The following is a 21438-nucleotide window of genomic DNA, read 5'->3' on the forward strand; positions in this document are numbered from 1 at the left end:
GCGGCCCCTCGTACCGGCGGTTTGGAGGGCGGGGTGCTGATCGACGATGATGATCTCGGCGGGGCCGCCAGGGCGTAAACGGCCGGTGAACTCCCGCTTCCGTCCATCCGATAACCTCTGCCGACGTGCCGCCGCCCGTGCACCGGGCCGAGCCGCCGTGCACCAGCACCGTCAGCTCCAAGGAGTGAATTCGTCTGTCGACCGCCATCCTCACCGGTCCGCCGGTACCCGGATCGTCGCTCGAGGGCGATCTGCGGTCGCTGGGCTTCGACGTGCGGGTCGCGAACGGCCCCGAGCACACCGCCGCACTGATCGCGGCGGTGCCCGGTGCCGAACGGGTCGCCCTGATCGATCCCCGGTTCGTGGGGCACGTCCACGCTCTGCGACTGGCACTGACCGATCCGCGTTTCCAGACCACCGCCGTCACCGGGGCGCTCAGTGCGCAGCCGGCCGGCCGTGCGGCGCTGACCGGCGCCGTGCGCGACGTCTCCGCCACGGTGCCCGCCGGAGCGGGCGCCGTCGCGGGTGACGGCGTCGTCGACAGCGTCACCGCGGAGCTCGAGGCCCAGGGCGTGCCCGTGCACCGCCCCGAGCTCGGCTCGCTGGTCGCCGCCGTTCCCTCGGAGGCGGAGGAGCGCCACCGGGCGCGCGCCGCCGTCGAGGCGGTCGACGACGAGGCCGTACGGCTGCGCTCGGCCGTCAAGGCCCACGACGGGTTCTTCACGACCTTCTGCATCAGCCCGTACTCCCGCTATCTCGCCCGCTGGTGCGCCCGGCGCGGACTGACCCCGAACCAGGTCACCACCGCGTCCCTGCTCACCGCGCTGATCGCGGCAGGCTGCGCGGCAACCGGCACCCGCGTGGGCTTCGTCGCCGCAGGCCTGCTGCTGCTCTTCTCCTTCGTCCTGGACTGCACGGACGGGCAGCTCGCCCGCTACTCGCTGCAGTACTCGACGATGGGCGCCTGGCTCGACGCCACCTTCGACCGCGCCAAGGAGTACGCCTACTACGCGGGCCTGGCCCTCGGGGCGGCACGCGGCGGGGACGACGTATGGGCGCTCGCGCTCGGCGCGATGGTGCTGCAGACCTGCCGGCACGTCGTCGACTTCTCGTTCAACGAGGCGAACCACGACGCGACCGCCAACACGAGTCCGACGGCCGCCCTGTCCAGCAAGCTCGACAGCGTCGGCTGGACGGTCTGGCTGCGCCGGATGATAGTGCTGCCGATCGGCGAGCGCTGGGCGATGATCGCCGTGCTCACCGCCGTGACCACACCGCGCATCGTCTTCTACGCGCTGCTGATCGGCTGCTCGCTCGCCGCCTGCTACACCACCGCCGGCCGGGTGCTGCGCTCGCTGACCCGCAAGGCGCACCGCACCGACCGTGCCGCCCGGGCCCTGGCCGACCTCGCCGACTCCGGACCGCTCGCCGAGACCGCCTCGCGCGTCGCCGCCAAGGGCGTGCGCACTCTGCCCGGTCCGATACCCCTCGTGGTGGCGGCCCTCGGCGGTGCCGCGGTCATGGCGACCGCGGCCCTCACCGCCTTCGGCAGTGTCTGGACCGTCGTCGCGGCCGTGGTCTACGCACTCACCTCGGGCGTCGCCGTCGCCCGCCCCCTCAAGGGCGCCCTCGACTGGCTCGTCCCCCCCGTTTTCCGTGCCGCCGAGTACGGCACGATCCTGGTCCTCGCCGCTCACGCAGAGGTGAACGGTGCGCTACCGGCAGCTTTCTGCCTGGTGTCCGCCGTCGCCTACCATCACTACGACACGGTCTACCGCATCCGAGGTGGCACCGGCGCGCCCCCGCACTGGCTGGTGCGGACGATCGGCGGGCACGAGGGGCGGGTCCTGGCAGTCGCACTGCTCGCCTTCCTGCTGACCAGCACGGACTTCACCATCGCGTCGGCGGCCCTCGCTGCGGCCGTGGCGCTCGTGGTGCTCGTCGAGAGCATCCGCTTCTGGGTGTCCTCGCAGGCACCCGCCGTACATGACGAAGGAGAACCAGCATGATCGGCCTCGTATTGGCAGCCGGTGCCGGACGGCGTCTGCGCCCCTACACCGACACGCTTCCCAAGGCCCTCGTGCCCGTCGACGGCGACATCACGGTTCTCGACCTGACGCTGGGCAACTTCGCTGAGATCGGGCTCACCGAGGCCGCGATCGTCGTCGGCTACCGCAAGGAGGCCGTGTACGAGCGCAAGGCCGCGCTCGAGGCGAAGTACGGCCTGAAGCTCACTCTCGTCGACAACGACAAGGCCGAGGAGTGGAACAACGCCTACTCCCTGTGGTGCGCCCGTGACGTCATCGCCGAGGGCGTGATCCTCGCCAACGGCGACACCGTGCACCCGGTCTCCGTCGAGAAGACCCTGCTCGCCGCCCGCGGCAACGGCCAGAAGATCATCCTCGCCCTCGACACGGTGAAGAACCTCGCCGACGAGGAGATGAAGGTGATCACCGAGGGCGACAAGGGTGTCCAGCGAATCACCAAGCTGATGGACCCCGCCTCCGCCACCGGCGAGTACATCGGCGTCACCCTCATCGAGCCCGACGCGGCCGCCGACCTCGCCGACGCCCTGAAGGCCACCTTCGAGCGCGACCCCGACCTCTACTACGAGGACGGATACCAGGAGCTCGTCAACCGCGGTTTCAGGGTCGACGTCGCCCCCATCGGCGACGTCAGCTGGGTCGAGATCGACAACCACGACGACCTCGCGAAGGGCCGTGAGATCGCGTGCCAGTACTGACCCGGCTCATCCCGTCCCCGGTTGTCGTCGACATCCGGGCGGGAGCCCTGGACGACCTGGCCGGCATCCTCGCCGACCAGCGGATCTCCGCCTCCGGCAAGCTCGCCTTCGCGATCAGCGGCGGCTCCGGCCAGAAGCTGCGCGAGAAGCTCGCGCCCGCCCTGCCCGGCGCCGACTGGTACGAGGTGTGCGACGGCACCATCGACTCCGCCGTCAAGCTCGCCGACGACATAAAGGGCAACCGGTACGACGCGGTCGTCGGCCTCGGCGGTGGCAAGATCATCGACGTGGCGAAGTACGCCGCTGCCCGGGTGGGCCTGCCGCTCGCCGCCGTCGCGACCAACCTCGCGCACGACGGCCTGTGCTCGCCGATCTCCATCCTGGACAACGACAACGGCCGCGGTTCCTACGGCGTCCCGTCGCCCATCGCCATGGTCATCGACCTCGACGTGGTGCGCGACGCCCCGGTGGTTTTCGTGCGTTCCGGCATCGGCGACGCGATCTCCAACATCTCGGCGATCGCCGACTGGGAGCTGTCGCACCAGGTCAACGGCGAGAACGTCGACGGCTTGGCGGCCGCCATGGCCCGCACCGCCGGCGAGTCGGTGCTGCGCCACCCCGGCGGCGTCGGCGACGACGAGTTCCTCACCGTCCTCGCCGAGGCACTGGTGCTCTCCGGCATCGCCATGTCCATCAGCGGCGACTCCCGGCCGTCCTCCGGCGCCTGCCACGAGATCAGCCACGCCTTCGACCTGCTGTACCCCAAGCGGGCCGCCAGCCACGGCGAGCAGGTCGGCCTCGGAGCGGCGTTCGCGATGCACCTGCGCGGCGCGGCCGAGGGGGCGGGCCTGTTCGCCGAGGTGCTGCGCCGGCACGGTCTGCCCGTGCTGCCCGAGGAGATCGGATTCTCACCGGACGAGTTCGTGCGCGCCGTCGAGTACGCGCCCCAGACCCGCCCGGGCCGTTTCACCATCCTCGAGCATCTCGACCTCACCAACGACCAGATCAGGGACGCGTACGCCGACTATGCCAAGACCATCAGTAGCTGAACTCCGCCCGGTCGTTCACCCCGCGGGTGTGAAGGACCGGCGCAGCGGTGAGCACTGGGGCGGCCGCTTGTACATGCGCGAGATCTCGCTGCGTATCACCCGCCTCCTGGTCACCACCAAGGTCACGCCGAACCAGCTGACCTACGTGATGACCCTCGCCGGCGTCCTGGCCGCCCCCGCCCTGCTGGTGCCGGGTGTCTGGGGTGCCGTCCTCGGTGTGGTGGCGGTCCAGCTCTATCTGCTGCTCGACTGCGTCGACGGCGAAGTGGCCCGCTGGAAGCAGCAGTTCTCGCTCTCCGGGGTGTACCTGGACCGGGTCGGCGCCTATCTGTGCGACGCGGCCGTCCTCGTCGGCTTCGGCCTGCGCGCCGCCGACCTGTGGGGCACCGGACGGATCGACTGGCTGTGGGCCTTCCTCGGCACCCTCGCCGCGCTCGGCGCGATCCTGATCAAGGCCGAGACCGACCTGGTCGGTGTCGCCCGTCACCAGGGCGGGCTGCCGCCGGTCAAGGAAGCGGCGGCCGAGCCGCGCTCGTCCGGCATGGCGCTCGCCCGCCGGGCCGCCGCCGCGCTGAAGTTCCACCGGCTGGTGCTCGGCATCGAGGCGTCCCTGCTCATCCTGGTGCTCGCCGTCCTGGACGAGGTGCGGGGCGACCTGTTCTTCTCCCGCCTCGGTGTCGCCGTGCTGGCCGGTATCGCGCTGCTCCAGACGCTGCTGCACCTGGTGTCCGTCCTCGCGTCGAGCAGGCTGAAATGACCGCTCCACTGAAGCTGGGCGCCGTCGTCATCACGATGGGCACCAGGCCCGACGAGCTGCGGGCCCTCCTCGACTCGGTCGCCAAGCAGGAGGGCGACCCGATCGAGGTGGTCGTCGTCGGCAACGGCGCGTCCGTGGTGGACGTGCCCGACGGCGTGCGCACCGTGGACCTGCCCGAGAATCTGGGCATCCCGGGCGGCCGCAACGTCGGCATCGAGGCCTTCGGCCCCGGCGGCCGCGACGTCGACGTCATGCTCTTCCTCGACGACGACGGACTGCTGCCCGAGACCGACACCGCGCAACTCGTCCGCGAGGCCTTCGACGCCGACCCGGGGCTGGGCATCATCAGCTTCCGCATCGCCGACCCGGAGACCGGGCTGACCCAGCGCCGCCATGTCCCGCGGCTGCGCGCCTCCGACCCGATGCGTTCCTCACGGGTCACGACCTTCCTCGGCGGCGCGAACGCCGTGCGCACGAAGGTGATCGGACAGGTGGGCGGACTGCCCGACGACTTCTTCTACGCCCACGAGGAGACGGATTTCGCCTGGCGTGCCCTGGACGCCGGCTGGTCGATCGACTACCGCGCCGACATGGTGCTGTTCCATCCGACGATGCCCCCCTCCCGGCACGCGGTCTACCACCGGATGGTGGCCCGTAACCGGGTGTGGCTCGCCCGTCGCAATCTGCCCGCGCCCCTGGTGCCGGTCTACGTCGGGGTGTGGTTGCTGCTCACCCTGCTCCGGCGCCCGTCGCTTCCGGCGCTCAAGGCCTGGTTCGGCGGCTTCATGGAAGGCTGGCGGACGCCCTGCGGCCCGCGCCGTCCGATGAAGTGGCGTACTGTGTGGCGACTCACCAGGCTGGGCCGACCTCCTGTCATCTGACAAGCTCGGTTCTGAGAGCATCTGGGCGACAGGCCCCGGACGGCCGCGCCCCGAATTGCCGCGCATCTTGAACACGAAAGTTTCAACTTGTGAGTGACACAACCCATGACGGTGCCATCGCGATGAGCCCCGCACCATCGCCCGACGACGGCCTGTCTCCGGCGCAGCTCGCCGCGAAGTACGGGCTGTCGGTGAGCGGTGCCCGACCGGGCCTGGTCTCGTACGTCAGGCAGCTGTGGGGTCGGCGCCACTTCATCCTGGCCTTCTCGCAGGCCAAGCTGACGGCCCAGTACAGCCAGGCGAAGCTCGGCCAGCTCTGGCAGGTGGCGACGCCACTGCTCAACGCGGTCGTCTACCTGCTGATCTTCGGGGTGATCCTGAAGGCCAGCAGGGGCATGGCGATGGACATCTACATCCCGTTCCTGGTGACGGGCGTGTTCGCGTTCACCTTCACCCAGAGCTCCGTGATGGCGGGCGTGCGGGCGATCTCGGGCAACCTGGGACTGGTGCGCGCGCTGCACTTCCCCCGGGCATCGCTGCCGATCTCGTTCGCGTTGCAGCAGCTCCAGCAACTGCTGTTCTCCATGATCGTGCTGGTGGCGATCGTGGTGGGCTTCGGCAGCTACCCCTCGCTGTCCTGGCTGCTGGTGCTGCCCGCCCTCGCTCTGCAGTTCGTGTTCAACACCGGCCTCGCCATGATCATGGCCAGGCTCGGCGCGAAGACCCCCGACCTCGCGCAGCTGATGCCCTTCATCATGCGCACCTGGCTCTACGCGTCCGGCGTGATGTTCTCCATCCCGGTGATGCTCGCCGACAAGCCGGCCTGGATCGCGGACGTACTCATGTACAATCCGGCGGCCATCTACATGGACCTCATCCGGTTCGCGCTGATCGACGGCTACGGCTCCGAGAACCTGCCCTCGCACGTCTGGGCCGCGGGCCTGGGCTGGGCGGTCCTGATCGGCTTCGCGGGCTTCGTGTACTTCTGGAAGGCTGAGGAGCGGTACGGCCGTGGCTGATGAAAAGAACGAGCACCGCGTGGACACCGCCAAGGCACGCATCCCCACGGTCATCGCCGACGACGTGCACATCGTCTACCGGGTCAACGCCGGCGGCGGCGGCAAGGGCAGCGCGACGGCCGCACTCAGCCGGATCCTCCGCCGCGACAAGGGTGAGTCCCGCGGTGTGCGCAAGGTCCATGCCGTGCGCGGCGTCTCCTTCACCGCCTACCGCGGCGAGGCCATCGGCCTGATCGGTACCAACGGCTCGGGCAAGTCGACCCTGCTGCGTGCCATCGCCGGTCTGCTGCCGGCCGAGAGCGGCAAGGTGTACACCGACGGTCAGCCCTCGCTGCTCGGCGTCAACGCCGCACTGATGAACGACCTCACCGGTGAGCGCAACGTCATACTCGGCGGCCTGGCCATGGGCATGACGCGCGAGGAGATCCGCGAGCGCTACCAGGGCATCGTCGACTTCTCCGGCATCAACGAGAAGGGCGACTTCATCACCCTGCCGATGCGCACCTACTCCTCCGGCATGGCGGCCAGGCTCCGCTTCTCGATCGCCGCGGCCAAGGACCACGACGTACTGATGATCGACGAGGCGCTGGCGACCGGTGACCGCCGTTTCCAGATCCGCTCCGAGGAGCGGATCAGGGAGCTCCGCAAGGAGGCCGGCACGGTGTTCCTGGTCAGCCACAGCAACAAGTCGATCAGGGACACCTGTGACCGTGTGCTGTGGCTGGAGAAGGGGGAGCTGCTGATGGACGGCCCCACCGACGAGGTCATCAAGGCGTACGAGAAGGAGACCGGCAAGTAGCGCCGGTTCCGCTCGGCACGCTGGGCGCAGGCCCCCGTCGTCTTCGACCGGCGGGGGCCGTGTCGTGCCGGTGGCCGGTGCGGCGCGCCGCTGCTCGCACCGGCGTCACTTCGGTGCGGCGTCGAAAGGTGCACCGGAACGCCGCGTTGTTCCGGGGTGTGACACCCGGCGGCGCTCCGGGGCGTTGTACAACGTAAGCTGTACCGGTACCGAAACGCGGCAAGTGGGGTTAAAAGCCGTCGGCCGACCGGCCGATCCCGGCACCGCCGGGTGGCGGATGTGCGGTGCCGTTATGTGGCGGCGTGTCCGAAATGGGATGTATTGGGTCGGCAGTGTAGAACGGGAGACGTGACGGCCATGACGGGAAATCTCCAGCTCCGCCACTCTCCCGCCGTCCCCGCGCCGGACAGCGAGCGGCTCCCCGCGTCGGGCAGCGCGCAGTGACGGGCACCTCTCGGACGCGCGCGCGGGTCCCCGCCCGCGCCACCCTGGACAAGGCCGCTGAGGAGAACTTCCCCGTCGCCCCCTTCTTCCTCCCCCGCGCCTGGCGCGACGACCTCATGGCCGTCTACGGCTACGCCCGTCTCGTCGACGACATCGGCGACGGCGATCTCGCGCCCGGCGGCGCGGACGCCCGCCACCTCGGCGTCACCCCGGAGAAGGCCGACGACCGGCTCGCCGTACTCGACGCCTTCGAGGCCGATCTCGGCCGTGTTTTCGACGAGGCGGGCGACGCCCCCCGCCATCCCCTGCTGTGCGCGCTGCGGCCCACCGTCCGCCGCAGCTCGCTCACGCCCGAGCCGTTCCTCGGCCTGATCGCGGCCAACCGGCAGGACCAGCTCGTCCGCCGCTACGAGACGTACGACGACCTCCTCGCCTACTGCGAGCTGTCCGCGAACCCGGTCGGCAGGCTGGTCCTGGGCATCACCGGCACCGCCACTCCTGAACGCGTACGCCGCTCGGACGCCGTGTGCACGGCCCTCCAGATCGTGGAGCACCTCCAGGACGTCGCCGAGGACCTGGCGCGCGACCGCATCTACCTGCCCGCACAGGACATGAAACGTTTCCACACGGCCGAGGCCGACCTCGCCGCGCCGACCGCCAACGCGTCGGTGCGTGCGCTGATCGCCTTCGAGGCACAGCGTGCCCGCCTGCTGCTGGACGAGGGCACGCCGCTCGTCGGCAGCGTCGACGGCAGGTTGCGGCTGCTGCTCGCCGGATTCGTCGCCGGTGGGCGTGCCGCCCTCGCCGCGATCGCCTCGGCCGGACATGATGTCCTGCCCGGGCCGCCCAGAGCCACCAAGGCGAACCTGCTGCGTCACGTGGGAGCAGTCTTGCGAGAAGCACGTAGAGAGGGATGAGCCGGACGATGGAGGGACCGATCCAGGTGCCCGGGCCGGTGCAGGCCGCGTACAGCTACTGCGAGGCCGTCACCGGACAGCAGGCCCGCAACTTCGCCTACGGCATCAGGCTGCTGCCGCCGGAGAAGCGCCAGGCAATGTCGGCGCTGTACGCGTTCTCCCGGCGCGTCGACGACATCGGCGACGGCACACTGAAGCCCGAGGCCAAGCACGACCGGCTCGAGGGCACGCGCGAGCTGCTGCAGCGCATCAGGAAGGGCGCCGTCGACGAGGACGACACCGACCCCGTCGCCGTCGCCCTCTCCGACGCCGCGCGCCGCTTCCCCCTCCCGCTCGACGGCCTCGACGAACTCATCGACGGCGTGCTGATGGACGTCCGGGGCGAGACCTACGAGACGTGGGACGACCTCAAGGCGTACTGCCGGTGCGTGGCGGGAGCGATCGGGCGGCTCTCGCTGGGCGTGTTCGGCACCCAGCCCGGCGCGCGCGGCGCCGACCGCGCCTTCGAGTACGCCGACACGCTGGGCCTCGCCCTTCAACTGACCAACGTTCTCAGGGACGTTCGGGAGGACGCGGCCAACGGCCGCACCTACCTGCCCGCGGACGACCTCGCCAAGTTCGGCTGCTCCGACGGCTTCCACAGCAGCACACCGCCGCCCGGTTCCGACTTCGCGGGTCTGGTCCACTTCGAAGTACGCCGCGCCCGTGCCCTGTTCGTGGAGGGCTACCGGCTGCTGCCCATGCTCGACCGGCGCAGCGGCGCGTGCGTCGCCGCGATGGCCGGCATCTACCGCCGCCTGCTCGACCGCATCGAGCGCGACCCAGAGGCCGTGCTGCGCAGACGCGTCACCCTGCCGGGCCGCGAGAAGGCCTACGTCGCCGTCCGGGGCCTGTCCGGCCTGGACGCCCGCCACATCGTCCGCCGGACTCACGGGAGTCGCCGATGACGCCCACGACACACCTGCCGGCCACCTGCCGGGCCCACCCGTACGAGGCCCCGCCCAAAGCCGGCCCGCGCCGGCGCGTGGCGCACGCGCCCGCCGCCCACCTTCCGAGGGCAACCCGGCGGACCTTCGCCGCGTCCCTGCCTGTGGTGGCCCCGGCGCGGCGAGGGTACGGTTCCGCGGTGTCGCACCGCCACTGCCGGCCGGGCCTGACGGCGGCGGCCCCGTCGCTGCCCGGGCTCGGCTCTGCAGGGCCGCGCCCCGGACAGGACCGCTGCCGGGAGGGCCTGACGCCGGCGGCTCCGTCCCGCCGGCCGGGAGGGACGCCGGCGGTCCCCGTGAGGGAGGCGAGCGCATGACGGACGACGACATCACCCGTTCCCGGCACGCCGTCGTGATCGGCGGGGGCATCGCCGGTGTCACGGCGGCACTCCGGCTCGCCGACGCCGGGGTGCGAGTCACCCTGCTGGAAAGCCGTCCGCGGCTCGGCGGGCTCGCCTTTTCGTTCCGCCGCGGCGACCTCACCGTGGACAACGGCCAGCACGTGTACCTGCGGTGCTGCACCGCCTACCGCTGGTTCCTCGACCGCATCGACGGCGCCCGTCTCGCCCCGGTCCAGGACCGTCTCGACGTCCCCGTGCTCGATGCCGCGGCCAAGGGCGGCCCGCGGCTCGGCCGGCTGCGGCGTACAGCGCTGCCCGTGCCGCTGCACCTCGCGGCGAGCCTGGCCGGCTACGCGCACCTCTCCCTCAAGGAGCGCGCCGGCGTCGCCCGCGCCGCACTCGCGCTCAAGCGGCTCGACCCCGCCGACCCGGCGCTGGACGGCATCGACTTCGCCACGTGGCTCGGCCGCCACGGCCAGTCCCGGCGGGCCGTCGCCGCACTGTGGGACCTCGTAGGAGTGGCGACGCTCAACGCCAGGTCCCCCGAGGCGTCCATGGGCCTGGCCGCGATGGTCTTCAAGACCGGGCTGCTCTCCGAGCCGGGGGCCGCCGACATCGGCTGGGCCCATGTCCCTCTCGGCGAACTGCATGACACGCTCGCCCGCAAGGCACTCGACGCGGCGGGGGTGCGCACCGAACTGTCCACCCGGGTAAGGGGGATCAGCCGGCCGGCGGACGGCCGCTGGCAGGTCGACGCGGCCGGCGAGCAGCTCGACGCCGACACCGTCGTACTCGCCGTGGCGCAGCGCGAGGCCCACGCCCTGCTCCCCGACGGCGCACTGGCGGACCGCGACCGGCTCCTCGACATCGGCACCGCGCCGATCCTCAACGTCCATGTCGTGTACGACCGCAGGGTGTTGCGCCGCCCCTTCTTCGCCGCGCTCGGCACGCCGGTCCAGTGGGTCTTCGACCGCACGGAGGCCTCCGGACTGAAGGACGGCCAGTATCTGGCTCTCTCGCAGTCGGCCGCGCAGAACGAGATCGACGAACCTGTCGCCGCCCTGCGAAGCCGCTTTCTGCCGGAGTTGGAACGGCTGCTGCCTGCCGCGCGCGGGGCCGCGGTGCGCGATTTCTTCGTCACCCGGGAGCGGACGGCGACGTTCGCGCCGGCCCCCGGCGTCGGCCGTCTGCGGCCGGATGCGCACACACGTGCCCCCGGCCTGTACCTTGCTGGCGCGTGGACTGCCACCGGCTGGCCCGCGACCATGGAGGGCGCCGTGCGCAGCGGATTCAGCGCCGCGGGTGCGGCGCTTCTCGCGCTCGGCCGCCACCATGAACATCCGCTCAAGGAGGCGGCGTGAGCACCAGTACTGGAACCAGAGGAGAAAGCGTGCCGACAGTGCACTCGGCGTACCCGGCTGACGACACCGCACAGAGCGTGGAGAGCGTCGACGTCTCCGCGCTGCTGGAGCGCGGACGCACCATGTCCACGCCGGTGCTGCGTGATGCCGTGAAGCGGCTCGCGCCGCCCATGGACACCGTCGCCGCCTACCACTTCGGGTGGATCGACGCGCAGGGACAGCCGTCCGAGGGCGATGGCGGCAAGGCCGTCCGCCCCGCGCTCGCGCTGCTGTCCGCGGAGGCGGCGGGCGCCGCACCGGAGGTCGGCATCCCCGGGGCGGTCGCCGTAGAGCTGGTGCACAACTTCTCGCTCCTGCACGACGACCTGATGGACGGTGACGAGCAGCGCCGCCACCGCGACACGGTCTGGAAGGTGCACGGCCCCGCGCAGGCGATCCTCGTCGGCGACGCGCTGTTCGCGCTGGCGAACGAGGTGCTGCTGGAGCTCGGCACGGTGGAGGCGGGGCGGGCGACCCGACGGCTGACGACCGCCACCCGGAAGCTGATCGACGGCCAGGCGCAGGACATCTCCTACGAGCACCGCGAGCGGGTCACCGTCGAGGAGTGCCTCGAGATGGAGGGCAACAAGACCGGCGCGCTGCTGGCTTGCGCCGTCTCCATCGGCGCGGTGCTCGGCGGCGCCGACGACAGGACGGCCGACACCCTCGAGGCGTACGGCTACCACCTCGGCCTCGCCTTCCAGGCTGTCGACGACCTGCTCGGCATCTGGGGCGACCCGGTCGCCACGGGCAAGCAGACCTGGAGCGACCTGCGCCAGCGCAAGAAGTCGCTGCCGGTCGTGGCGGCGCTGGCCGCAGGCGGCCCGGCCTCCGAGCGGCTCGGCGAACTGCTCGCCGCCGACGCCAAGAGCAACGACTTCGACAGCTTCTCCGAGGAGGAGTTCGCCACCCGGGCGGCTCTGATCGAGGAGGCCGGCGGCCGCGAGTGGACCTCCCAGGAGGCCCGCCGCCAGCACGCCGTCGCGATCGAGGCCCTCAACGCCGTCGACATGCCGGAACAGGTCCGCGCGCAGCTCGTCGAGCTCGCGGACTTCGTCGTCGTACGAAAGAGATGATCACCATCAGCATCGCCAGGACCCCCCGGAGCAACAGCCGCACCATATGAAGCGCGTCGCCGGCCGGTGACTCACCTGTCACCGGCCGACGTCAGACCCCAGCACAGCAGAGACCACTGCCACGAAGGGGAAACCATGACAGCGACGACCGACGGAAGCAGCGGGCCCGTGCGGGCCGGTGCTGCCGCTGCCGGCGACACGACCTCGACCACCGCCAGGACCACCGCCGCGGGCACGGACGCACGGGAGGCTGCCGGGAGGGCCGCCGAACGGGCCGTGGAGCACCTGCTCGCGCGGCAGGACGCCCAGGGCTGGTGGAAGGGCGACCTCGAGACCAATGTGACGATGGACGCGGAGGACCTGCTGCTCCGGCAGTTCCTCGGCATCCAGGACGCGAAGACCGTCGAGGCCTCCGCCCGCTTCATCCGAGGGCAGCAGCACGACGACGGCACCTGGGCGACGTTCTACGCAGGACCGGGCGACCTGTCCGCCACCGTCGAGGCCTACGTCGCTCTGCGCCTGGCCGGAGACCGGCCGGACGACCCGCACATGCAGCGCGCCGCCTCCTGGGTGCGCAGCCGGGGCGGCATCGCCGCGACCCGGGTCTTCACCCGGATCTGGCTGGCCCTGTTCGGCTGGTGGAAGTGGGACGACCTGCCGGAACTCCCGCCCGAGCTGGTCTTCCTGCCGAAGTGGTTCCCACTGAACATCTACGACTTCGGCTGCTGGGCGCGGCAGACCATCGTGCCGCTCACCGTGGTCTCCGCGAAGCGGCCCGTACGCCCCGCGCCGTTCGCGCTGGACGAGCTCCACACGGACCCGGCGATGCCCAACCCGCAGCGGCGGCTCGCCCCCGTGGCCGGCTGGGACGGATTCTTCCAGCGCGTCGACAAGGCACTGCACCTCTACCACAGGGTCGCCCCCCGCAGGCTGCGTCGTGCGGCCACGAACGCCGCCGCCCGCTGGATCATCGAGCGGCAGGAGAACGACGGCTGCTGGGGCGGCATCCAGCCGCCTGCCGTGTACTCGGTGATCGCCCTGCACCTGCTGGGTTACGACCTCGAGCACCCCGTCATGCGGGCAGGGCTCGAGTCCCTCGACCGCTTCGCCGTCTGGCACGAGGAGGACAACCTCCCCGTACGGATGATCGAGGCCTGTCAGTCCCCGGTCTGGGACACCTGCCTGGCCACCATCGCCCTCGCCGACGCCGGCCTGCCCGCCGACCACCCCGCGCTGGTGAAGGCCGCCGACTGGATGCTGAGCGAGCAGATCGTGCGGCCGGGCGACTGGTCCGTGCGCAAGCCGCAACTGGGCCCTGGCGGCTGGGCGTTCGAGTTCCACAACGACAACTACCCGGACATCGACGACACCGCCGAGGTCGTGCTCGCCCTGCGGCGGGTCAGGCATCCCGACCCGGAGCGCGTCGACGCGGCCGTCGCACGCGGCATGCGCTGGACCCTCGGCATGCAGTCCCGCAACGGCGCCTGGGGGGCGTTCGACGCGGACAACACCAGCCCGTTCCCCAACCGGCTCCCGTTCTGCGACTTCGGCGAGGTCATCGACCCGCCGTCGGCCGACGTCACCGCGCACGTCGTCGAGATGCTCGCCCTCGAGGGCATGACCCACGACCCGCGCACCCGGCGGGGAATCGACTGGCTCCTCGCGGAACAGGAGCCGAGCGGCGCCTGGTTCGGCCGCTGGGGCGTCAACTTCGTCTACGGAACGGGCGCCGTGGTGCCGGCCCTGATCGCCGCCGGACTCCCCGCCTCCCACCCGGCGATCCGGCGGGCCGTCGCCTGGCTGGAGTCCGTCCAGAACGACGACGGCGGTTGGGGCGAGGACCTGCGCTCGTACCGGGAGGAGAAGTCGATCGGCCGCGGCGCCTCCACCGCCTCGCAGACCGGCTGGGCGCTGCTCGCCCTGCTGGCGGCCGGGGAGCGGGAGAGCAACGCGGTCGAAAGGGGCGTCGGCCGGCTCACGCAGACGCAGCGGCCGGACGGCTCCTGGGACGAGCCGTACTTCACCGGCACCGGGTTCCCCTGGGACTTCTCCATCAACTACCACCTCTACCGGCAGGTCTTCCCGCTCACCGCGCTCGGCCGCTATCTGCACGGCGAACCGTTCGCCGAACGTGCGGACGCCCGCGAGGGGGGCTGATGGGGGACTCGGAGGCGCCGCGGGCCGACTCCGTCGTGCCGCTGCTGATCGCCTGTGCGCTCGGGATCGAGAAATTCGCCCTGCGCGCCGGCGACCGCGGCGGCACCCGCGGCGACGTGACCGTCCTGCGCACGGGCATGGGGCCGGTCAACGCCGGTCGCGCCGTGCACGCCGCGTGCACGGTCGGGGCGCTGCGGGCCGCGGCCGTCGTCGCCTCGGGCTTCTGTGCCGGGTTCGCCCCCGGCATGCACCCGGGGGACCTGGTGGTCGCGGAAGAGACCCGGCTCGGCGGCATCTCCACCGCCTGCACCAACACCGGCTTCCTGGTGCGGGCCGTGGCCAGGGCCGTGCCCGGCCGCACGGTGCACACAGGACCGCTGACCGGCCTGGACCACGTCGTACGGGGTCATGAACGGGCCGAACTGCTGGCCACAGGAGCGATCGCCGGGGACATGGAGTCCGCAGCCACGGTGGGCAGCGCCCTTCGGGCCGGACCGCGCCCGGTTGCGGCCGTCCGGGTGGTCGTCGACGCACCGGAGCACGAACTGGTTCGCATCGGAACATTCCGCGGTGGAATATCAGCCTTCCGCGTTCTTCGTGCCGTAGCGCCCGCTTTTCTCGAATGGCACCGTTCTTTGCTGCTCCCCAGGAGGTGAGCCAGATGGCCATGCCGCTCCGCCAGACCATCAGGGTCGGGACGTATCTCTTCGAACAGAAGCTCCGCAAGCGCGACAAGTTTCCTCTGATCGTCGAACTCGAGCCGCTCTACGCCTGCAATCTCGCCTGCGAGGGCTGCGGGAAGATCCAGCACCCCGCCGGAGTGCTCAAGCAGCGGATGCCGGTGGCCCAGGCAGTCGGAGCGGTGCTGGAGTCCGGTGCCCCGATGGTCTCCATCGCCGGCGGCGAACCCCTGATGCATCCCCAGATCGGCGAGATCGTGCGCCAGTTGGTCACCCGAAGGAAGTACGTCTTCCTCTGCACCAATGCCCTCCTGCTGCGCAAGAAGATCGAGAGCTTCAAGCCCTCCCCGTATTTCGCCTTCGCCGTTCACATCGACGGACTGCGGGAGCGGCACGACGAATCGGTCGCGAAGGAAGGCGTGTTCGACGAGGCCGTCGAGGCGATCAAGGAGGCCAAGCGCCGGGGCTTCAGGGTCACCACCAACTCGACCTTCTTCAACACGGACACCCCGCAGACCGTCATCGAGGTGCTCAACTACCTCAACGACGACCTCAGGGTGGACGAGATGATGATCTCGCCCGCGTACGCCTACGAGAAGGCGCCCGACCAGGAGCACTTCCTCGGCGTCGAACAGACCAGGGAGCTGTTCAGGAAGTCCTTCGCCGGCGGCAACCGGCGCCGCTGGCGGCTCAACCACTCGCCGCTCTTCCTGGACTTCCTGGAGGGCAAGGCCGACTTCCCCTGCACGGCGTGGGCGATCCCCAACTACTCCCTCTTCGGCTGGCAGCGTCCGTGCTACCTGATGAGCGACGGTTACGTCCCGACCTACCGCGAACTCGTCGAGGACACCGACTGGGAGAAGTACGGCCGAGGCAAGGACCCGCGCTGCGCCAACTGCATGGCCCACTGCGGCTACGAGCCCACCGCCGTGCTCGCCACCATGGGCTCGCTCAAGGAGTCCCTCCGGGCCGCCCGGGAGTCGCTGTCGAGCAGCCGATGACCGGCCCCGTGTGACCTTCACCCACTCCTCCCGCGCCCCGAGCGCGGGAGGCGCCCCTGTCGAGGAGGACCGAGGAATGACCGAGGTCGAGGAGGGACGAGGAATGACCCAGGTCGAGGAGGAGGGAGGAATGACCGAGGTCGAGGAGGGCCGACGAATGACGGAGCATCGCAAGGGCTTCGACCTGGCGGAGCTTCTGGCGAGGCGGGGCGCCGAGCGGTACGAGCTGCACGCCCGGCACCTCAACCACCAGCTGCCGCGCATGCTCCACACCATCGGTTTCGACAAGGTCTACCAGCGGGCCGAGGGCGCCTACTTCTACGACGCGGAAGGCAACGACTACCTCGACATGCTCGCGGGCTTCGGGGTGATGGGGCTCGGCCGGCACCACCCCGTCGTACGCAAGGCGCTGCACGACGTGCTGGACGCCCAGCTCGCCGATCTCACCCGCTTCGACTGCCAGCCGCTCCCGGGGCTGCTGGCGGAGAAGCTGCTCGCCCACACCCCGCACCTCGAGCGGGTCTACTTCGGCAACAGCGGTACGGAGGCCGTGGAGGCGGCACTGAAGTTCGCCAGGTACGCGACGGGCAGGCCGAGGATCCTGTACTGCACGCACGCCTTCCACGGGCTGACCACCGGCTCGCTCTCGGTCAACGGGGAGCCCGGGTTCCGCGACGGCTTCGCCCCGCTGCTGCCCGACACCGCGATCTCGATGGGAGACCTCGCCGCACTCGAGCGTGAGCTGGTGCGCGGCGATGTGGCGGCCTTCGTCGTGGAACCGGTCCAGGGAAAGGGTGTGCACCCGACCCCGCCGGGGTTCCTGCGCGCGGCCCAGGAGCTGCTGCACAAGTACAAGGCTCTGCTGATCGTGGACGAGGTGCAGACCGGCCTCGGGCGCACAGGCGACTTCTACGCCTTCCAGTACGAGGCGGGCGTCGAGCCGGACCTCGTCTGTGTGGCCAAGGCCCTGTCGGGCGGCTATGTGCCCGTCGGCGCCACCCTCGGCAGGGACTGGATCTTCAAGAAGGTCTACTCGTCGATGGACCGGGTGCTGGTGCACTCGGCGAGCTTCGGCTCCAACGCCCAGGCGATGGCCGCCGGGCTCGCCGTGCTCTCCGTGCTGGAGGACGAGCATGTGGTGGCGAACGCACGGGTGACCGGCGAGCTGCTGCGTGCCCGGCTGGCGGCGCTCGTCGACCGCTACGAGCTGCTGCACGCCGTACGGGGACGCGGCCTGATGATCGGCATCGAGTTCGGCCGCCCGGAGTCGATCAAGCTGCGCAGCCGCTGGACGGTGCTGCAGGCCGCTCGCAAGGGGTTGTTCGCGCAGATGGTGGTGGTGCCGCTGATGCAGCGGCACCGGATTCTCACGCAGGTGTCCGGGGACCACATGGAAGTGATCAAGCTGATTCCACCGCTGATCATCGGCGAACGCGAGGTCGACCGATTCATGACGGCGTTCGAAGCCGTGATGGACGACGCCCACGGTGGCGGCGGTCTGATGTGGGACTTCGGCAAGACGCTCGTGAAGCAGGCCGTCGCGAACCGCTGAGCCGGGCCGACGGGGGCCGTTTGCCTCTGAGGCAAGAAATTTGCCTCAGAGGCAGGACTCTGGCGCAATGGAGGCATGACCACCACCGTCGAGCCGGCGCACGACGAGCTGCCCGAGATGGCGCCCCGGCTGCGCGAACTGCGCCGCCGCCGCGGGCTCACCCTCGAGTCGGCCGCCCAGCGGGCGGGGCTGTCACCTGCCCACCTCTCCCGACTCGAGACCGGCCGGCGGCACCCGTCGCTGCCGATGCTGCTCGCCCTTGCTCGGATCTACGGTACGACCGTGGCGGAGCTCCTCGGCGAGCAGCCGCCGGAGAAGGACCCGGTCGTCCGCGCCCGCCGCGAACCCGCGGCGGCCGACGGTTGGCACTACCGACGGGCCGGCGCCCCCGGCCGGGCGATGCAGGCCCTGCGGATGACGGTGCCGTACGGCGTCCAGGGCGATCTGGAACGCGTGCATCCCGGCGAGGAGTGGCTCCATGTCGTGGAGGGACGGCTGCGGCTCACCCTCGGCGAGACGGTGTACGACCTGGCTCCCGGAGACAGCGCGCACTTCGACTCGCTCACCCCGCACCGCATCGCCGCCGCCGGCCCCGAGGGGGCCGAGCTGCTGTTCGTGCACACGCTGCTGCAGAGTCCGGAACTGCACCCCACCTCTGACCGGTAAGGAAGGCGAACGAACAACATGTCCCACGACCCACTGGACCGACGCGCCACGGGCGGCGAGAGCTCCAACGAGGAGCGGTTCCCCCGAGGACTGGTGATCCGGCTCTTCCTCTATCTGATCGCGGGCCACGTCATCGCCGGATTCCTCTACCTGCTGTTCCTGGTGGGCGGCCAGAGCCAGTGATCCGGTGCCTCAGCCCTCTTCGAGAAGTCGTGTGCGCAGCCGCTCGCGGGTCTGGGGGGAGAGCTTGAGGCCCTCGGTGAGGTACCGCTCCGGTGTGCCCCAGTTCTCCTCGATCGCGTCGAAGGCCGCGGCCAGGTACTCGGCGCGGGCGTCGAAGAGCGGGCTGAGCAGCTCCAAGACCTCGGGGGACATTCCGGCGGGGGAGCTGTCGGTGCGCCGGACCTTGTAGCGGCGGTGCGGGTCGTTGGACTTGAGGTAGTCGGCCTCGATCGCGTCCCGCTCCACGCCGACGGCCAGCAGTGACACGGCGATCGACAGCCCGGCGCGGTCCTTGCCGGCGGCGCAGTGCATCAAGGCCGGGACGCTGTCCTCGGCCAGGGCGTGCAGCACCTGGCTGTGCTCGGCCGTCCGCTCCTTGATGATCATGCGGTACGAGGCGATCATCCGCCCGGCGCCCTTGCCGTCGTCGAGGATGGCCTTGAGCTGATCGAGGTTGCCGTCCCGGACCATCTTCCAGAACTCGGCACCGTCGGCCGGGTCGCTCAGCGGCAGATTCACATTGCGCACACCGGGCAGCTCGACGTCCGGGCCCTCCAGCCGCTGGTCGGCGGCGTTGCGGAAGTCGAAGATCGTGTGGAGTCCCAGGGTCGTGAGGAACGCCGCGTCGCTCGCCGTCGCGTGCGCCAGGTGTCCGCTGCGGAACAGTCGGCCGTGCCGCACCCGCCGCCCGTCCACGGTCGGCAGTCCGCCCACGTCCCGGAAGTTGCGGACGCCGGTCAGCTCCGGCTCGGTCGAGGGGGCCTGCGGCAGCTGCTGCGTCACGAGGACTCCTTCAGGTACTGCCGTCGGCGCTGGTCGCCGACGATGGCGCGGCTCCGACCATACGACACCCGTTCATGAGGCACTCATCTCGGCCATGAACCAATGGTGTTGACGGCCGCAGGCAGATTTCCCCGGGGGCGTGACCCCGGCGGTCCGCACGGGGGGTGATGTGCGGGCTTGCGCGGCTCTGTGAAGGGATGCCCCGGCATCGGCGGGGCGAAATGACGCATCTGCATCGAATGAGTGCATTTCGGTCAGCGGTGCAGGGAAGTGACCTCGGCCTTCCCGTCGTCGTGGCCGGCGTCACATTCTCGTTCCTTTTGTGGGGGGTGGGAGGTGGGGGCGTGAGCGCGTTGCGGCAAGTGCGGGATTAGGTGGCTAAATGCATGTTCTGTCCGAATTGATTGTTTCGGCATAACGTGCCCCGTAAGCAGGGGAGATGGGCCGTGCTCCGTGAGCAGCGTCATATCTGTGACGTTCTGTGGCCGCGTCCGGCGCGTGAATTCCCTTCTCGGCAAGGGAATTGATACCCCGTTGCCCACGGAGGGTGACCGGGAAATCCCTGTTGATATCGGCCTCGTCATTGATCGGGGAAAATCGTGGCTTGTCCGGGACTGCCCGACTCGCCTACGGTCACGCTCAATCCGGACGGACCGCCTCATCCTGCCGCCGACCGGAATTCGAACCCATCCACGTGTGGCAGGAGCGGGGGACCCAGGTAGTACGCCGATTCCGGTCAATTCGGACGGCTTGGGGTGAAGTCGTGCACGTTCACGACCGGGCATCTCCAGCCCGAACCCGACAGCTCACCTCGCAGGCGCCGGAGAGGAAAGCGCCATGCCCGCAAAGGGTAAGCACCGCCGTCCCAAGACCAACCCGATCACCCGTGGCTTCGTCGTCGCCGGTACGGGTGGCGCCGCCATCGCGCTGCCCCTGTTCGGCGCCACCTCGGCCAATGCCGCACCCGCGGCGGCTCCGGCCGCCGCTCCGGAGAAGACCGCCGCCGCGGCCCCCGCCGCCGTCGAGGCCGCAGCCCTTCAGGGCGCCGGCAAGGCCCCGAAGACGTACACCGTCGTTGCCGGCGACTACCTGTCGAAGATCGCCGAGGAGCAGAACGTCCGCGGCGGCTGGAAGCAGCTCTTCAACGACAACCGCCGGGCCATAGGCGCCGACCCCGCGCTGATCCACCCGGGTCTCGAGCTGACGATCGGCGCCAAGTCCAAGGTCAAGAACGACCCCGAGCCCCGCTCCGAGTCGCAGACCCGTCCCTCGCGTGACGACTCGCGGCCCGCCGCGCCGCAGGCCGAGGCTCCCGCCAAGGAGGCTCCCGCGAAGGAGGCCTCCGCCCCGGCGTCCGGCTTCTCCGCCCCGGTCGACGCGGGCGTCACCACGCAGTACCGCGCCTCCGGCGCCATGTGGTCCAGCGGTTACCACACCGGTGTCGACTTCGCCGCCTCCTCCGGCACCCCCGTGAAGGCCGTCGGTGCGGGCACTGTCGTCTCCGCCGGCTGGAGCGGCGCGTACGGCAATGAGGTCGTCATCCAGCACACGGACGGCACCTACTCCCAGTACGCCCACCTCTCCTCGCTGGGCGTCTCCAGCGGTCAGTCCGTATCCGGTGGTCAGCAGATCGGCCTCTCCGGATCCACGGGCAACTCCTCCGGCCCGCACCTGCACTTCGAGATCCGTACCGGCCCGAGCTACGGTTCCGACATCGACCCGCTGGCCTACCTCCGGGAGCACGGCGTCTCCCTCTGACCCCTCCGACCCGTCCGATCGCCCTGGGCCCCAGGTGATCTGACATGGCGTTCGCCTGCGGTGCTGCAAGCACCGGCCGGCGGTCCACGTCGGCAAGCCCCTGCCACGCACAACGCGGAGCGGGGGCTTCCGCGTATTCCGGATTGGCCGAATCTTGACCGGTGGCAAAGATCACCCCGCGTCAACCCCTCCTTACGGTCGCGTAGG

At 70.6% G+C, this 21438-nt stretch carries 19 protein-coding genes and 1 riboswitch; of the genes, 18 read left to right on the forward strand and 1 reads right to left on the reverse strand.

The features are described from left to right. Positions 1–194 precede the first annotated feature (194 nt). From ABZ070_RS12585 to ABZ070_RS12665, 17 genes are all read left to right on the forward strand, one after another. Positions 195–2009: a DUF5941 domain-containing protein gene (locus tag ABZ070_RS12585; protein ID WP_356632880.1), complete on the forward strand. Its 1815-nt coding sequence runs from the start codon at positions 195–197 to the stop codon at positions 2007–2009. Beyond that, the gene (locus ABZ070_RS12590; protein WP_356632832.1) at positions 2006–2743 is read left to right on the forward strand and encodes a phosphocholine cytidylyltransferase family protein; all 738 of its coding nucleotides are present in this window, start codon (positions 2006–2008) and stop codon (positions 2741–2743) included. Before ABZ070_RS12585 ends, ABZ070_RS12590 begins: the two co-directional genes overlap by 4 nt. After that, positions 2731–3792 (forward strand): iron-containing alcohol dehydrogenase family protein, encoded by a 1062-nt coding sequence (locus ABZ070_RS12595; RefSeq protein WP_356632834.1) that lies wholly within the window; start codon positions 2731–2733, stop codon positions 3790–3792. Before ABZ070_RS12590 ends, ABZ070_RS12595 begins: the two co-directional genes overlap by 13 nt. Next, positions 3770–4549, forward strand: a complete 780-nt coding sequence (locus ABZ070_RS12600; RefSeq protein ID WP_356632836.1) for a CDP-alcohol phosphatidyltransferase family protein — start codon at positions 3770–3772, stop codon at positions 4547–4549. The genes ABZ070_RS12595 and ABZ070_RS12600 overlap by 23 nt, the downstream gene beginning before the upstream one ends. Further along, entirely contained in the window at positions 4546–5430 is an 885-nt protein-coding gene (locus ABZ070_RS12605; protein WP_356632838.1) for a glycosyltransferase, read from the forward strand. Before ABZ070_RS12600 ends, ABZ070_RS12605 begins: the two co-directional genes overlap by 4 nt. Positions 5431–5519: 89 nt before the next feature. Further along, positions 5520–6449, forward strand: coding sequence for an ABC transporter permease (locus ABZ070_RS12610; RefSeq protein ID WP_356632840.1), 930 nt, complete (start codon positions 5520–5522; stop codon positions 6447–6449). Continuing rightward, complete coding sequence (locus ABZ070_RS12615; RefSeq protein WP_356632842.1) at positions 6442–7248, forward strand: ABC transporter ATP-binding protein; 807 nt, start codon at positions 6442–6444, stop codon at positions 7246–7248. Before ABZ070_RS12610 ends, ABZ070_RS12615 begins: the two co-directional genes overlap by 8 nt. 440 nt (positions 7249–7688) lie before the next feature. After that, positions 7689–8609, forward strand: coding sequence for a squalene synthase HpnC (gene hpnC / locus ABZ070_RS12620; protein ID WP_356632844.1), 921 nt, complete (start codon positions 7689–7691; stop codon positions 8607–8609). Continuing rightward, complete coding sequence (gene hpnD / locus ABZ070_RS12625) at positions 8606–9556, forward strand: presqualene diphosphate synthase HpnD (protein WP_356632846.1); 951 nt, start codon at positions 8606–8608, stop codon at positions 9554–9556. Before hpnC ends, hpnD begins: the two co-directional genes overlap by 4 nt. Before the next feature lie 352 nt (positions 9557–9908). Then, complete coding sequence (gene hpnE, locus ABZ070_RS12630; RefSeq protein WP_356632848.1) at positions 9909–11297, forward strand: hydroxysqualene dehydroxylase HpnE; 1389 nt, start codon at positions 9909–9911, stop codon at positions 11295–11297. 38 nt (positions 11298–11335) lie between these two features. Next, on the forward strand, positions 11336–12412 hold the full coding sequence (locus ABZ070_RS12635) for a polyprenyl synthetase family protein (protein ID WP_356632882.1): 1077 nt from the start codon (positions 11336–11338) through the stop codon (positions 12410–12412). A 135-nt stretch (positions 12413–12547) separates the two neighbouring features. Then, the gene (gene shc / locus ABZ070_RS12640; RefSeq protein ID WP_356632850.1) at positions 12548–14569 is read left to right on the forward strand and encodes a squalene--hopene cyclase; all 2022 of its coding nucleotides are present in this window, start codon (positions 12548–12550) and stop codon (positions 14567–14569) included. Further along, positions 14569–15225, forward strand: a complete 657-nt coding sequence (locus tag ABZ070_RS12645) for a 1-hydroxy-2-methyl-2-butenyl 4-diphosphate reductase (protein ID WP_356632852.1) — start codon at positions 14569–14571, stop codon at positions 15223–15225. The genes shc and ABZ070_RS12645 overlap by 1 nt, the downstream gene beginning before the upstream one ends. Before the next feature lie 5 nt (positions 15226–15230). After that, positions 15231–16250: an adenosyl-hopene transferase HpnH gene (hpnH, locus tag ABZ070_RS12650; protein WP_356632854.1), complete on the forward strand. Its 1020-nt coding sequence runs from the start codon at positions 15231–15233 to the stop codon at positions 16248–16250. A gap of 157 nt (positions 16251–16407) precedes the next feature. After that, positions 16408–17802, forward strand: coding sequence for an aspartate aminotransferase family protein (locus ABZ070_RS12655; RefSeq protein WP_356632884.1), 1395 nt, complete (start codon positions 16408–16410; stop codon positions 17800–17802). Positions 17803–17877: 75 nt separating this feature from the next. Further along, positions 17878–18468 (forward strand): helix-turn-helix domain-containing protein, encoded by a 591-nt coding sequence (locus ABZ070_RS12660; protein WP_356632856.1) that lies wholly within the window; start codon positions 17878–17880, stop codon positions 18466–18468. A gap of 18 nt (positions 18469–18486) precedes the next feature. Continuing rightward, entirely contained in the window at positions 18487–18651 is a 165-nt protein-coding gene (locus ABZ070_RS12665; protein WP_356632858.1) for a DUF6126 family protein, read from the forward strand. 9 nt (positions 18652–18660) lie between these two features. Here the strand turns inward: ABZ070_RS12665 and ABZ070_RS12670 are convergent, their stop codons facing one another. After that, the gene (locus ABZ070_RS12670) at positions 18661–19473 is read right to left on the reverse strand and encodes a tyrosine-protein phosphatase (RefSeq protein WP_356632860.1); all 813 of its coding nucleotides are present in this window, start codon (positions 19471–19473) and stop codon (positions 18661–18663) included. A 673-nt stretch (positions 19474–20146) separates the two neighbouring features. Then, positions 20147–20306, forward strand: a riboswitch (cyclic di-AMP (ydaO/yuaA leader). A 4-nt stretch (positions 20307–20310) separates the two neighbouring features. Between ABZ070_RS12670 and ABZ070_RS12675 the strand changes: the two genes are divergently transcribed. Next, entirely contained in the window at positions 20311–21231 is a 921-nt protein-coding gene (locus ABZ070_RS12675) for a LysM peptidoglycan-binding domain-containing M23 family metallopeptidase (protein WP_356632862.1), read from the forward strand. Positions 21232–21438 lie beyond the last annotated feature (207 nt).

Source organism: Streptomyces sp. NPDC006283, from assembly GCF_040613325.1.
In the GTDB taxonomy this organism is placed as follows: Bacteria; Actinomycetota; Actinomycetes; order Streptomycetales; family Streptomycetaceae; genus Streptomyces.